Origin of the sequence: Phenylobacterium sp., from assembly GCF_013822795.1 — a bacterium.
In the GTDB taxonomy this organism is placed as follows: domain Bacteria; phylum Pseudomonadota; class Alphaproteobacteria; order Caulobacterales; family Caulobacteraceae; genus Phenylobacterium.
In genome coordinates this window covers 93,765-107,490 of record NZ_PNLB01000016.1, presented here as the reverse complement: position 1 = coordinate 107,490, position 13,726 = coordinate 93,765, and the positions used below count along the sequence as shown (strand labels likewise).

Annotated in this window: 10 protein-coding genes and 1 pseudogene; 8 read left to right on the top strand and 3 right to left on the bottom strand. The window is 67.7% G+C overall.

The annotated features are described in order from the left end of the window. The first annotated feature begins 1 nt into the window (after position 1). The 7 genes and pseudogenes from C0481_RS15230 to C0481_RS15205 all read left to right on the top strand — a co-directional run bounded on the left by C0481_RS15230 (position 2) and on the right by C0481_RS15205 (position 8,586). On the top strand, positions 2–2,182 hold the full coding sequence (locus C0481_RS15230) for a xanthine dehydrogenase family protein molybdopterin-binding subunit (RefSeq protein ID WP_293405272.1): 2,181 nt from the start codon (positions 2–4) through the stop codon (positions 2,180–2,182). An 82-nt stretch (positions 2,183–2,264) separates the two neighbouring features. Continuing rightward, the gene (locus C0481_RS15225; RefSeq protein WP_293405270.1) at positions 2,265–3,482 is read left to right on the top strand and encodes a TetR/AcrR family transcriptional regulator; all 1,218 of its coding nucleotides are present in this window, start codon (positions 2,265–2,267) and stop codon (positions 3,480–3,482) included. A 66-nt stretch (positions 3,483–3,548) separates the two neighbouring features. Next, positions 3,549–6,881, top strand: a complete 3,333-nt coding sequence (locus tag C0481_RS15220) for a carboxyl transferase domain-containing protein (RefSeq protein WP_293405268.1) — start codon at positions 3,549–3,551, stop codon at positions 6,879–6,881. Between the two features lie 134 nt (positions 6,882–7,015). Then, positions 7,016–7,183, top strand: a pseudogene (locus C0481_RS21895) (helix-turn-helix transcriptional regulator); the annotation flags it as partial. 109 nt (positions 7,184–7,292) lie between these two features. Continuing rightward, entirely contained in the window at positions 7,293–7,562 is a 270-nt protein-coding gene (locus C0481_RS15215) for a hypothetical protein (protein ID WP_293405266.1), read from the top strand. Positions 7,563–7,754: 192 nt separating this feature from the next. After that, positions 7,755–8,111, top strand: coding sequence for a hypothetical protein (locus C0481_RS15210; protein WP_293405264.1), 357 nt, complete (start codon positions 7,755–7,757; stop codon positions 8,109–8,111). Positions 8,112–8,115: 4 nt separating this feature from the next. Continuing rightward, positions 8,116–8,586: a hypothetical protein gene (locus tag C0481_RS15205; RefSeq protein WP_293405262.1), complete on the top strand. Its 471-nt coding sequence runs from the start codon at positions 8,116–8,118 to the stop codon at positions 8,584–8,586. A gap of 3 nt (positions 8,587–8,589) precedes the next feature. On the opposite strand, the gene C0481_RS15200 is transcribed toward C0481_RS15205, so the two are convergent. From C0481_RS15200 to C0481_RS15190, 3 genes are all read right to left on the bottom strand, one after another. Continuing rightward, entirely contained in the window at positions 8,590–9,942 is a 1,353-nt protein-coding gene (locus tag C0481_RS15200) for a VWA domain-containing protein (RefSeq protein WP_293405260.1), read from the bottom strand. 5 nt (positions 9,943–9,947) lie between these two features. Then, on the bottom strand, positions 9,948–10,910 hold the full coding sequence (locus tag C0481_RS15195) for a MoxR family ATPase (protein ID WP_293405257.1): 963 nt from the start codon (positions 10,908–10,910) through the stop codon (positions 9,948–9,950). Between the two features lie 269 nt (positions 10,911–11,179). Beyond that, the gene (locus tag C0481_RS15190; protein ID WP_293405255.1) at positions 11,180–12,262 is read right to left on the bottom strand and encodes a hypothetical protein; all 1,083 of its coding nucleotides are present in this window, start codon (positions 12,260–12,262) and stop codon (positions 11,180–11,182) included. Positions 12,263–12,444: 182 nt separating this feature from the next. Here C0481_RS15190 and C0481_RS15185 point away from each other — a divergent pair, with 182 nt between their 5' ends. Further along, positions 12,445–13,725 carry a cytochrome P450 gene (locus C0481_RS15185; protein ID WP_293405253.1) on the top strand — a complete coding sequence of 427 codons (1,281 nt, stop codon included), beginning with the start codon at positions 12,445–12,447 and terminating at the stop codon, positions 13,723–13,725. Position 13,726 lies beyond the last annotated feature (1 nt).

The window sequence follows — 13,726 nt, the reverse complement described above, 5'->3', positions numbered from 1 at the left end:
CATGGCGGACGGATCCCAGCTTCCTTCGGCCAATCGCCGCGACGTCCTGGCGGGCGCGGGCCTGGTGCTTTCGTTTGCAGTCGTGGGCAAGGCCGGCGCGGCCGAAGCCGGCGGCGCGGCTGGCAAGCTCAACGCCTATGTGCGGGTCGCTCCCGACAACAGCGTGACCATCGTCTCCAAGAACCCGGAGGTCGGGCAGGGCATCAAGACGATGCTGCCGATGTTGATCGCCGAGGAACTGGACGTCGACTGGGCGCAGGTCCGGACCGAGCAGGCGATGAATGACTTCGCCACTTATGGCCGCCAGTTCGCCGGCGGCAGCATGGCCACGCCGCTGCACTGGGACGAACTGCGCCGGGTCGGTGCGGCAGCCCGGATGATGCTGGTGGCGACGGCGGCGCAGGGCTGGGGCGTGCCGGCGACCGAATGCACGACCGCCAGCGGCGTCGTTCATCACGCCGGCTCCAAGCGCAAGGCGACCTATGGCTCGCTGGCCACCAAGGCCGCATCGGTCCCGGTGCCGGACCTGAAGACCGTGCCGGTGAAGGATCCCAAGGACTACAAGATCATCGGCAAGCCGCTGCGTCAGGTGGACACCGACGCCATCGTCACCGGCAAGCCGCTGTTCGGCATCGACGTCGTGGTGCCCGGAATGCTCTACGCGACCTATGAGAAAGCGCCCGTGTTCGGGGCCAAGGTGGCCGGCGCGGACCTAGCCGCGGCCAAGGGCGTCAAGGGCGTGCGCGACGCCTTCGTGGTCGAGGGCGGGGCTGCGCTCGACGGCCTGCTGCCCGGCGTGGCGGTGGTCGCCGACAGCTGGTGGGCGGCGCGAAAGGGGCGGGACAAGCTGAACACGCGCTGGGCGGAGCACCCGACCTCGGCGCAGTCGTCGACGGGTTTCGCCGCCAAGGCGGTCGAGCTCTCCAAGGCCGCGCCGGGCAAGACCGAGCGCAACGACGGCGACGTCGACGCCGCCCTGAAGGGCGCGGTCAAGACGGTCGAGGCGGCTTACGCCTATCCGTTCATCTCGCACGCCAATCTCGAGCCGCAGAACTGCACCGCGCACTTCAAGGACGGCAAGGTCGAGATCTGGGCCCCGACCCAGAACCCCGAGCCCGGCCGCCAACTGGTCGCCAAGACCTTGGGCATCGCGCCGGACGACATCACCATTCACATGATCCGCGGCGGGGGCGGCTTCGGTCGCCGGCTGATGAACGACTACATGGTCGAAGCGGTCTGGATCTCCAAGCATGCCGGCGCGCCGGTGAAGCTGCTCTGGACGCGTGAAGACGACATGCGCCACGACTTCTATCGCCCGGCCGGCTGGCATTTCCTGAAGGGCGGGGTCGACGCGTCCGGCGCAGTGGTCGGTTGGCACGACCACTTCGTCACCCTGGGCGAGAACGGCACGGCGGCGCGCAGCGCCGGCATGTCGCCGACCGAGTTCCCGGCGCGCTTCGTATCCAACTATCGCTACGACCTGTCCATGATGCCCTGCGGCGTGCCGACCGGCCCGCTGCGCGCGCCTGGCTCCAACGCGATCGCCTTCGTCGTGCAGTCGTTCATCGACGAACTGGCTCATGCGGCCGGCGCCGACCCGGTGGCGTTCCGGCTGAAGCTGCTTGGCGACAAGCCGATGGTCGGCGAGGCGCCGTCCGGCTACGCGGCCGGCCGCATGGCCGCAGTGGTCAAGCTCGCCGCCGAAAAGTCGGGCTGGGGCCGGACGATGCCGAAGGGCTCGGGCCTGGGAATCGCCTTCCACTACAGCCACCTGGGTTACTTCGCCGAAGTCGCCGAGGTGGCGGTCGCGCCCGACGGGGCGATCAAGCTGGTGAAGGTATGGGTGGCCGCCGACGTTGGACGGCACATCATCAATCCGTTCGGCGCCCTGAACCAGGTCGAAGGATCGGTGTTGGACGGCCTGTCGGGGGCGCTGCACCAGGCGATCACCATCGAAAACGGCGCGGCGGTCGAGAGCAACTTCACCGACTATCCGCTCATGCGCATCAATGAGGCGCCGCCGATCGAAACCCACTTCATCAAGTCGGACAATTCGCCGACAGGACTGGGCGAACCGGCGCTCCCGCCGATTGTCCCGGCGTTGTGCAACGCGATCTTCGCCGCCACTGGAAAGCGCATTCGTCAGCTTCCGATCGATACGGCCATGTTGAAGAGTGGCTAAGCGCGCTCAGGTCAGCCATCATGCGTTCGGGAGGACGCGGCGGGGCTGATCTGTCGTCGTCTAAATAACAAGAACAGCATCGATGACGACGACGACGGTCCGTGTACCGACCAAGCGCTATGAGCAGCGCAAAAACGCTATTGTGGGATCGGCCGTGGAGGTGCTCAACCGACGCGGCGTGCGGGGCATGACGCTGGCCGATGTGGCGGCGCGCCTCGATCTCGTGCCGACCGGGGTGATCTACTACTTCCGAAACAAGGAAGACCTGGCTGCGGCCTGCTTCCTGCGCGGGATCGATCGCTACAACGGCCTTATCGCCCAGGCCGAGAGCGGGCCGGACGTTCGGGCGCGGGTCAAGCTGTTCCTCGACGCGTACTTCGACTACCGCGCGCGAATGCTGGCGGGGGAGGCCGAACCCCTCACGGTCTTCAACGACGTGCGGGCGCTGAACAGCGCTTCGGTCAACACGGCCTATGTCGACATGTTCCGGCGTATCCGTACGCTGTTCTCGGGTCCGGAAACTCACGACGTGTCGCGGCCGGCTCTGGGCGCCCGAGCGCTCTTGCTGATTTCGGAGGTGTTCTGGGCGCCGGTTTGGCTGCACCGCAACGATGTGGAGGACTTCGGCCGGGTGTCCCAGCGGGTCTGGGCGATCACGGTCGATGGGCTCGCCGCGCCCGGCGCGGCGTGGAATCCCATCGCACTGCCGACCCTGATCCCGAAGACGGGCGCCGAGGCGTCCAGTGAGCTCTTTCTGCGCGCGGCGACGCAGCTGATCAACGAGGAGGGCTATGTCGGCGCCTCGGTCGAGAAGATCAGCGCCCGGCTGAATGTCACCAAGGGCGCCTTCTACCACCACCACGAGACCAAGGACGAACTGGTGGTCGCCTGCTTCGAGCGCACTTTCGATGTGATGCGTCGCGCCATCCGCCAGGCCGAGGTTGTGTCGACCTCCGGCCTGCAGACCTTGGCGACCATCGCCACCGCGCTGGTCGAGTATCAACTGAACGGCAATGCGCCGTTGTTGCGCGCCTCGGCCTTGACCTCGGCCCCGGAAGTCATCCAGCCGCAGCTCTTGGCCCGCTTCGACCGTCTGTCGGATCGCTTCGCCTCGCTGATCTCCGACGGAATCGCCGACGGCTCCGTGCGGCCGGTGGACGTCAATGTCGGCGCTCAGATGCTGACGGCGATGATCAACGCCGCGGCCGAACTGCACCACTGGACGCCGGGGGTCACGCCGCAGGCCGCCGCCGCTCTCTATGTGCGGCCATTCTTCGAAGGACTGGCCCCCAAGGCGTAGACGGCCCCCGCGGCGCCCGGGCAGAGTGGGCGAAAAGCCCGAGAGCCACGCCAGGGGGAACGCCAGGTGAAGAAGCTGCTGATCGCCAACCGCGGCGAGATCGCCATCCGCATCGCCCGCACCGCGGCGGACATGGGGATTGAGACGCTGGCGGCTTACTCCAGCGACGACGCGGCCTCGCTGCACACTCGCGTGGCGGACACGGCCCATGCGCTGAACGGCGCCGGGCCGGCGGCCTATCTCGACGGCGTGCAGATCCTGGCCGCCGCCCAGGCGCACGGCTGCGACGCCGTCCACCCCGGCTACGGTTTCCTGTCCGAGAACGCCGCCTTCGCGCGCGCATGCGCCCAGGGCGGCATGACCTTTGTCGGCCCCTCGCCCGAGACGTTGGAGCTGTTCGGCGACAAGGGCGCGGCCCGCGCCCTGGCCGAGCGCTGTGACGTGCCGATCCTGGCCGGCACTCACGGTGGGACGACCTTGGCCGAGGCGCGGGTGTTCCTCGAAAGCCTGGGGTCGACAGGGGCGGTGATGGTCAAGGCGGTCGCCGGCGGCGGCGGGCGCGGCATGCGACCGGTGCGGTCACCCGATGAACTGACCGAGGCCTTCGAGCGCTGCGCTTCCGAGGCGCAGGCCGCGTTCGGCGACGGGGCGCTCTATGTCGAGGAGTTTCTGCCTCGCGCAAGGCACGTCGAGGTCCAGATCATCGGCGATGGCCAGATCGTCTCCCACCTGTGGGACCGCGAATGCAGCCTGCAGCGCCAGCGGCAAAAAGTGGTCGAGATCGCGCCGGCTTCGACCCTGCCGACCGAAACCCGCGAGCGCCTGTTTGAGGCCGCGGTTGCCCTGGGACGAGCGGCGCATTACCGCAACCTCGGCACCGTCGAGTTCCTGGTCGATGGCGAGCGGGTGGTGTTCATCGAGGCCAATCCGCGCCTGCAGGTCGAGCACACCGTGACCGAGGAGGTCACCGGGCTCGATCTCGTCCGTCTACAGATTGAACTGGCGCGGGGGCGCTCGCTGGCTGAGCTCGACCTTGTCCAGGCGGCGGTTCCACGGCCTCGCGGCGTCGCGCTGCAGGCTCGGGTCAATCTGGAGACCATGACCCCCGACGGGGCGGCCAAGCCGTCCGGCGGGGTGCTGTCGGCGTACGAGCCGCCCTCCGGCCCGGGCGTGCGCGTCGACGGGTTCGGCTACGCCGGTTACCGCACCGGGACCCGGTTCGACTCGCTGCTCGCCAAGCTGATCGTCCATGCGCCGGACCTCGCCTCGGTAACGACCAAGGCGCGGCGAGCGCTCTCGGAGTTCAAGATCGTCGGGGCGGCGACCAACATCGAGTTTCTGCAGGGCCTGCTGGCCCATCCGGCGGTGACAGGCGGCGAGGTCCATACCCGGCTGATCGAGGAACGCATGGACGAGCTGGCGCAGGCGCCGTCAGCCCCGCGCCACTACTTCGAGACCGCCGCGGCGACTGCGCCCAAGCGGGCCGGAGCGCAGGTCGACGCTTCCGATCCGCTGGCCGTTCTGCACCACGGCAAGGCCCAGGCGGAAACGCAGGACGAGCCTGAAGAGCTGGAAGGTCCGGAAGGCACGCGGCCGGTGCGCGCGCCGCTGCAGGGCACGGTGATCGGCCTGATGATCCAGCCGGGCGATGAGGTGCGGGTGGGTCAGCCGCTCTTCGTCATGGAAGCGATGAAGATGGAGCACGTGGTCGCGGCGGACGTCTCCGGCGTCGTGCGACTGGTGGCGGTGGGCGAGGGCGACACGGTCTTCGAAGACCATGCGCTGGCGTTTATCGAGCCGGCCGACGTCGCCGGCGGTGCGATCGTGAGCGAAGAGGCGATCGACCTCGATCATGTTCGCCCTGACCTGGCCGAGGTGCTGGAGCGCCACCGCCTGACGCTCGATGCGGCGCGGCCTGACGCTGTCGCCCGTCGTCGCAAGACCAGCCAGCGCACCACCCGCGAGAACATCGACGATCTCTGCGATCCGGGCAGCTTCACCGAATACGGCGCGCTCACCGTCGCCGCCCGCCGCAGACGCAACACCGTTGACGAGCTCATCGCCCAGACCCCGGCCGACGGCATGGTGATGGGGCTGGGGGCGGTCAACGGCGACCGCTTTGCCGAGGACAAGGCCCGCGTGGCGGTGATGGCCTATGACTACACAGTGCTGGCCGGCACCCAGGGCTCGCACAACCACGACAAGCTCGACCGGATGAGCGAGATCGCTGCGCGCTGGCGACTGCCAACGGTGTTCTTCACCGAGGGCGGCGGCGGCCGGCCTGGCGACACCGAGGGCGGCGGCTTCGTACGTGGCTTTGAGTTCTGGGGCCGGCTGTCCGGCGCTGTGCCGTTGGTCGGCGTCGCCTCCGGGCGCTGCTTCGCTGGCAATGCGGCCATCCTCGGGTGCTGCGACGTGATCATCGCCACCAAGGATGCGGCGCTCGGCATGGGTGGTCCGGCCATGGTCGAAGGCGGCGGACTGGGGGTGTTCCGTCCCGAGGAGATCGGTCCGATCAAGGTCATGCAGGCCAACGGCACGATCGACGTGCTGGCGCAGGACGAGGCCGACGCCGTGCGCCTGGCCAAGCAATACCTGTCCTACTTCCAGGGTCCGGTCGCCAACTGGAGCTGCGCGGATCAGCGGCTTTTGCGGCGGGCGATCCCGGAGAACCGTCTGCGAGTCTACGACATCCGCAAGGTCATCGAGCTGATCGCCGACGAGGGTTCGGTGCTGGAGCTACGTCCGAAGTTCGGCCTGGCCATGATCACCGCCTTCATCCGCATCGAGGGCCGCCCGGTCGGCGTGTTCGCCAACAACCCTCAACACATCGGCGGGGCGATCGATTCCGACGCCTCGGACAAGGCCGCGCGCTTCATGCAGCTGTGCGAGGCCTTCGATATCCCATTGCTGTCGCTGTCCGACACTCCGGGCAACATGGTCGGGCCGGAGGCCGAGAAGACCGGCCTGATCCGCCATTGCTCGCGCCTGTTCGTGATCGGCGCGAACCTGACCGTGCCGCTGTTCTCGGTGATTTTGCGCAAGAGCTACGGCCTAGGGGCCATCGCCATGACCGGCGGCAGCTACCAGGCTTCGATGTTCAGCGTCTCCTGGCCGACCGGCGAGTTCGGCGGCATGGGCCTCGAAGGCTCGGTGAAGCTCGGCTACCGCAACGAACTGGCGGCGATAGAGGATGCGGGCGCCCGCAAGGTCAAGTTCGACGAGATGGTCGCCGCCGCCTACGCCCGCGGCAAGGCGCTGTCCCAGGCCATGGGCCCGGCCCTCGACGACGTCATCGATCCGGCCGACACCCGTCGGTGGGTGCTGTCGGGCCTGAAGTCCCTGCCGCCGCTGCCGGTCCGTACCGAGAAGAAGCTGCGCTGGATCGACAGCTGGTGAGCGGTTCATGCACAGGGTGTGACTGAGCGCGCCTTGCTTCGCCCCCGGCGTTAAGCAAGTTTACGCCCGCTAGGCCTCGCGGCGCGCGGCCGCCTCGCCGGCGGCCCGCTCTGGCGAGGGTCGGGGGACGGGTAATGGATAGGCTGGCCACGCTCACGCCACGCGAGCGGCAATGCCTCATGGGGGTGGCGCGCCATCTCCAGTCGAAGGAGATCGCGCGCGAGCTCGGTCTCGAGGCGCGGACGGTCGACAAGCACATCGAGCGGTCGATCAAGAAGCTGGGCGCGGCCAACCGGCGCGACGCCGCGCGCATGCTCGCCGGCGATGTACGCGATGACTACGTAGGGGCGCCGCTCCCCCTGGCCGCCGGCGTCGACGAGATGCTGTCCTCCTTCTCGAAAGGAGGCGCACATGCCCCACACGGCGAAACAATTGCCACAGACCACCTGGGGCGACCTGGAAGCGATCTTCGACAGCCTGGCCAGCACGGGTCAGCAGAAGGAGACGGTGCATCACCTCTTGCAGGTGACGCGGGAGATGAGCCCGTATCTCACGAGGCTCGATCTGCTGCGCGAGATTATCTGCGTCGCGCTCGTCTTGTTGCCCGCGGAAGCGCAGCCCCCCCAGTCGTGGAGGTGGCTGGCCCAGGGACCGCCCGGACCCCCTGGCGACGACTCCTGAGCGCCATGCTGTTCACCCTGGTCGCTGGGGCTCTGCTGATCGGCGGTTTGGCTATCGCCATCCAGCTCGGCCATCTCATGCAGACGCTCGACGTCTGGCTTGCCCGCGGCTGACCGGCTCCCAGAGCCGCCGCCGCTTCCCATTGCAGCACTTCAAACGTCCCGCGCCGCCGGCGCGGAGGAAGGACACCTCATGCAACGTCGCGAACTGGCCCAGGCCATCGCCACCTCACTGTTCGAAACCGAAGCCGCGCTGGACGCCGCCCTCGAGCGGGCCGCGCTGCTCATCGCCCAGACCAGCGCCCTTCGCCGCGAGCACAACTATTCGGCGGTGCTGGGCCACGAGGCGGTCGCCGCCCTGACCCGCACCATCGACGCCCTGGGCGAGGCCCGCGGCCACACGATGTCGGCCCACGCCGCCTTCGAAAAGGCTTCGCCGCAGCTGGGCGTTCAGCCCACCACCCTGCACGGCACCGGCGTCGAGAAGCCGCCGACCGGCGTGTCAGAAGCCGAGGCGCCGATCCTGCGCGCCGTCGCCAGCGCGGCTTGACGCGATGCTCGCACCGCTTTCCCTTCCGGGGATGAGCTGGTTCGAGCTGATCAATGCGCCCGTGCAACTGACCGGCGCCGTCGCCACGGCGGCGGTCACGCTGTTGGCGCTCTGGAAGGGCGGCGCTCCCGAGCGGATCGCCGCCTGCGTCAGTCTCGCGGCCTTCTTCCTCAGCCCGCTCGCCCAGCAACTCGGCGGCCTGCCGCAGCCGCTCTGGGGCGTGGCGGCCGTAGATGCGACGGTGCTCGGCGTCGTGACCCTGCTGATCTGGTTCTACGATCGCCAGTGGCTGATCGGGGCGTGGGCGGCCGAGGCGCTGACCCTGATGTGCCACGCCGCCAAGCTGGCGGACGTCACGCTGCTGGCGCGCGGCTATGTCGCCAGCCTCTACATCCTCTACTTCGGCTTCCTGGCCTCGCTGGCCTGGGGCGCGTTCGAGGCGAACGCCCGCCGCACGAGGGCGGCGGGCGCCTAGCGCCTAGTGCGGGACGTAGGTCCGCAGCACGTCCTCGATGATCCGTTCCAGCTGGCCCAGCGTGTTGCAGGTCTTGGCCACGTGGCAGAAGCGTTCGTAGCGGTACATGACGCTGTCCCCCTGGCTCCAGTAGCTTTCCGGCTCGGGGTTCAGCCAGATGACCGAACGGGCGCGATTCTGGATCGTGGCCATCAGATCGAGCCGCGGATCGGCATAATTCGACCGCCCGTCGCCCAGGAAGATGACGGTGGTGTGCCGGTCGACGCTGTCGAGGTGGTTCTCGCAGAAGTCCTCCAGCGACTTGCCGTAGTCGGTCTGCTGGAAGCCGATCTTGCGCAGCACCTGGAAGATCGCGCCGTCGACGTGCTCGTCGTCGAGGATGTCGTTGACGCTGATCAGGCGGCCGGAGAACGCATAGGCCTCCATCCGGTCGACCACTTCGTTGAGCGAGTAGAGGAAGGTCAGCAGGAACTGCGCGGCGGCGGCCACCGACTTCGACACGTCGCAGATGCAGATGATCGACGGCTTGTCGATCTTCTGCGTCTTCCAGATGATCTCGAACGGCATGCCGCCATAGGGCATGGACTTCCGCAGCGTGCGGCGGATGTCCATGTGGCCCTTGCGGGCGCGGTTGCGGCGGCGCGAGTAGCGGTCGGCCAGCCGCTTGGCCATCTTCTTGACCAGCGCCTGCATCATCGCCTGGTCGATCGGATCGATGCCGCCGTCGGCATTCAGCGCCTTGCGGGCCAGCATCTCCTCGCGAAGCATCTTGCCTGAACCTGAGGCGTAGAGCTCGTGCTGGCGCTCGACATAGCGCTGAGCTTCCTGCGCCAGCCGCCGCTTGCCGGCTTCGAGGCGGTCGGCGGCGTCGCCGCCGCCTTCCAGCTTTCGGGCGTTGGCGATGATCGACTCGATCTGCGCCAGGCCCATCTCCTCAAGCAGGCGCCGGGTGAGGCGCGAGCGCTGCGTGGTCAGGCGGATCTGCGAGACCTGCGCCCTTTGGGCGGCCTCTTCCATCGCCTGGGCCAGGCCCGAGGCGTCGCCCTCCAGCAGCATGCGGGCGAGTTCTGAGGCTTCGGCCTCTTCCGGCAGCCCCTCCATCGGGTCGCCCTCGCCCTGCGGCGGCGGCTCGAAGCTGAGCTCGTCGCGGCGGAAGAAGGTCTCGAACGTCTCGTCGAACCGGATCACCTCGTCCGAGGTCTTGGCCAGGGTCGCGCACAGCGCGTCCTTGAACAACTCGCGATCGGCGAAGCCGACCTTCTCCACCGTGCGGTGGGCGTCGATGGCCTCGGCAGGCGAGACCTTCACGTCCGCGGCCCGCAGGGCCCGGAAGAAGTCCTCCAGCGCACCCTGCATGGGTCTTACGCCGCCGGGCGGCGGAGCAGTTCGGAGATCTGCGGCTCCACCGCGGCGATGTCGGGCTCGAACTTCAGGAGCACGTTCAGCGTGTCGCGGACGATCTCGGGATTGAGGCTGTCGGCGTTCAGCAGGATCAATGCCCGGGCCCAGTCGACGGTCTCGGAGATCGACGGCGACTTGCGTAGGTCGAGCGTGCGCAGCGATTGGACGAAGCCCACCAGGCTGGTCGTCAGGGTCTGCTCGACGCCCGGCACGCGGCTGGCGACGATCTTGCGCTCCAGGTCAGCGTCGGGCAGCGGGATGTGCAGGTGCAGGCAGCGGCGCTTCAGGGCGTCGCCCAGGTCGCGGATGTTGTTCGAGGTCAGGAACACCAGCGGCGGGGTCTTGGCCTCGATGACGCCGAGCTCCGGAATGGAGACCTGGTAGGCCGACAGCACTTCGAGCAGGAAGGCCTCGAACGCTTCGTCGGATTTGTCGATCTCGTCGATCAGCAACACGCAGCCGTCGTCTTCCTTCAGCGCCTTCATCAGCGGGCGCGGTTCCAGGAAGGGCTCGGAGAAGAACAGATCGCCGATGCCGTGCAGGCGCTCCATGGCGGCGTCCATGTCCTGGGCGTCGGAGAGCGCGGCGCCCATCCGGTCCTTGAGGATCTGGGTGTAGAGCAGTTGCTTGCCGTACTTCCACTCGTACAGCGCCTTGGACTCGTCCAGCCCCTCGTAGCACTGCATGCGGATCAGCGGCTGGCCGAGCAGCTTGGCGGTCGACAGCGCCAGCTCGGTCTTGCCCACGCCGGCCGAACCTTCGACCAGGATCGGCTTTTGCAGGTGAATGGCCATGTAGAGGGCCGTGGCGATGCGTCGCGAGGCGATGTAGCCGACGCCGGCCAGACCTTCGATCAGGGCGTCCACGGACGACAGGACGTCCGGCTGCGCGGCCTTAATCGCCGCGGGGGAGGTAGCGGTCAAAGTCTCAAACTTTCAAAAGTCGCGCGAAATGGCGCCTGGCTAGCTTCAATGAACGCGAGTGTGCAGGGGCGGGGCCCCGCACGCAAGCGCTGGTTCAAACAGGTGTTGGGCGCCTGCGGGTGTTATCCCGGTTTCGGCGCAGCCGAGGACCGGGACCCATTGTCGCTAGCGCTTGAGGACGGGCGCGGCGGAGCCGCATCCTTCCCGAACCGGAGTTCATGGATCCCGGTCTTGCTTTGCAAACCGGGATGACACGAGGGGTGGGCCGACTAGAGCCCGTATGGCCGGTACGGCCCGGCGACCAACTGCTCGAACACGCCCATGCCCTCGACTGGCGCCTCGCCCGGCAGGGTCAGAGTGACGCGGCTGAGCGCCTGGATGTGCCAGTTCTCAGGGCTGCCCATGTCGGTGGCGGCCAGGTCGATGTCTTCGCGCTCGACGACCAGGTCGCCCTTGTAGCCCCCATGGCGCCAGTTCGGTGCGCCATAGCCGATGCCGCGCATCAGGAAGGTCAGGAACGGCTTGAAGCGGATGGAGGCCGAGCCCTGGGCCAGCGGCACGTTTAGGGTTCCGGTGCTGGCGTGGCGGGTGCCGGGGATCAGCGACACCTCGTCCATCGTCGGCGCTTCGGTTTCGTAGAAGCCGTCGTGGCCCGCGCCGTCCGGGGCGATCACCGCGCGGGTGTTCCAGGGGCGCCCCTCGGGGTCGGCGTTGACGTGGAAGAAGATGCTGCGGTCGGCGAAATTCAGCGGCGTCCACTGCCAGAAGAAGCCGCCGAGGGTCATCGGGACCGGCGGCTGGGGATCAGGCGCGCCGATCGGCCGAATCCCCCACGAGCGGTCGCGGGTGCCGACCGAGCCAGCCGCCAGTTGCCTGCGCACGCCGTCGACCTCGATCCAGCCGGTGCAGCGCACGTTCTGGGTCAGCCGGGTGTAGTCCATGAAGGCGCGCGGTCCGATCCGGCGCATGAAGCGCGGTTCCTCGATCGGGAACGAGCGGCCGTCGAAGACGATCTCGGCCGCGAAGCCGTTCGACGGGGCGACCGTGACCTTCAGCTTCTGCAGCGGCTCGAGCACTTCGATCGAGATCGGCCCGCAGGCCAGGTCCATCCGCTCCATGTTGATGACCTTGGAGGCGTGCAGGCAGTGCTCGACCCCGTCACGGATCACCGAGAAGTGGGCGTCGGCGACGTTCAGCTGCGGGTAGACCCCGAAGGCGACGGCGAAGAACTCGGTCCCGTCCGGCTGATAGCCGTTGAAGAAGTAGCGATCGTAGAAATTCCGGTCGGTCCCGGCGTAGGCGATCGGCTCGGGCGTCTGGTGGATCGGAAAATCGTCGGCCTTGGTCAGCATGGGTGGCGTCCTCCCAGACACATCTGAACTGCGGCGATCTTGTCTTTGTCGATTGACGGTATTGCGACGTCGCCGTCTGCGGCATTATCAAGTGAACAAAGAAAACAAAACAAGGGAGGACGCTTTTTGCTGACGCCACGTAAGGTTACGGGGCGTAAACCAGCAACGAGCGCTCAGGAGAGATGAGCACAAGCAACGCGCGCATACCCGACGAATACGCGGCCAACTTGGTCGACCCCACCGCCTACGCGGACGGCCGTATTCATGAGACCTATGCTTGGCTCCGCGCCAATAACCCCTTCGGACTGGCCGAGATCGACGGTTTCGACCCGTTCTGGGTGGCGACCAAGCACGCCGACATTTTGGAAATCAGCCGGCAGAACGCGCTGTTCCACAACGGCGACAAGGCGACGGTGATCACCAACAAGGCCGCCGACACTGCCGTGCGCGCGATGATGGGCGGCAGCCCGCATCTGGTGCGCAGCCTGGTGCAGATGGACGCGCCGGACCACCCGAAGTACCGCGCCCTGACCCAGTCCTGGTTCATGCCGACCAACATCAAGGGGCTGGAGGACCGCATCCGCGGCATCGCCCGTCGCGCGGTCGACAAGATGGCGGCGACCGGCGGCGAATGCGACTTCGTCCGCGACGTTGCGCTGGGCTATCCGCTGCACGTGATCATGGAAATCCTGGGCGTACCGGAGGAGGACGAGCCCCGGATGCTGACCCTGACGCAGGAGCTGTTCGGCGCCACCGACCCGGAGCTGGCGCGCGACGGCGGCCAGCAGCGGGACTTCGAGTCCCTCATGCGCGACGGGGTGATCGCCGACTTCTACACCTACTTCAACAAGGTCTCGGCCGACCGCCGGGCCAATCCGCGCGACGATGTCGCCTCGGTGATCGCCAATTCCACCATCGACGGCCAGCCGATCTCCGAGCTGGAGGCGATCAGCTACTACATGATCGTCGCCACCGCCGGGCACGACACGACCTCGTCGTCGACCGCCGGCGCGCTCTGGGGCCTGGCGGCCAATCCGGGCGAGTTCGCCAAGGTGAAGGCCGACCCGTCGCTGATCCCCAGTCTGGTGGACGAGAGCATCCGCTGGATCACGCCGGTGAAGACCTTCATGCGCACGGCCACCGAGCCGACCGAGTTCGCTGGCCGCCAGCTCGCCAAGGACGACTGGATGATGCTCTGCTACGCCTCGGGCAACCGCGACGAGGAGGTGTTCGACGACGCCGCGGCGTTCAAGGTCGACCGCAAGCCCAACAAGCATCTGGCCTTCGGCTACGGCGCCCACCTGTGCCTGGGCCAGCACCTGGCGAAGATGGAGATGCGGATCCTCTGGGAGGAGATGCTGCCGCGCATCAAGTCCGTCGAGCTGAATGGTGAGCCCAAGCAGAGCCTCGCGACTTTCGTCAACGGGCCCAAGACACTGCCGATCCGCTTCCAGATGCATTGAG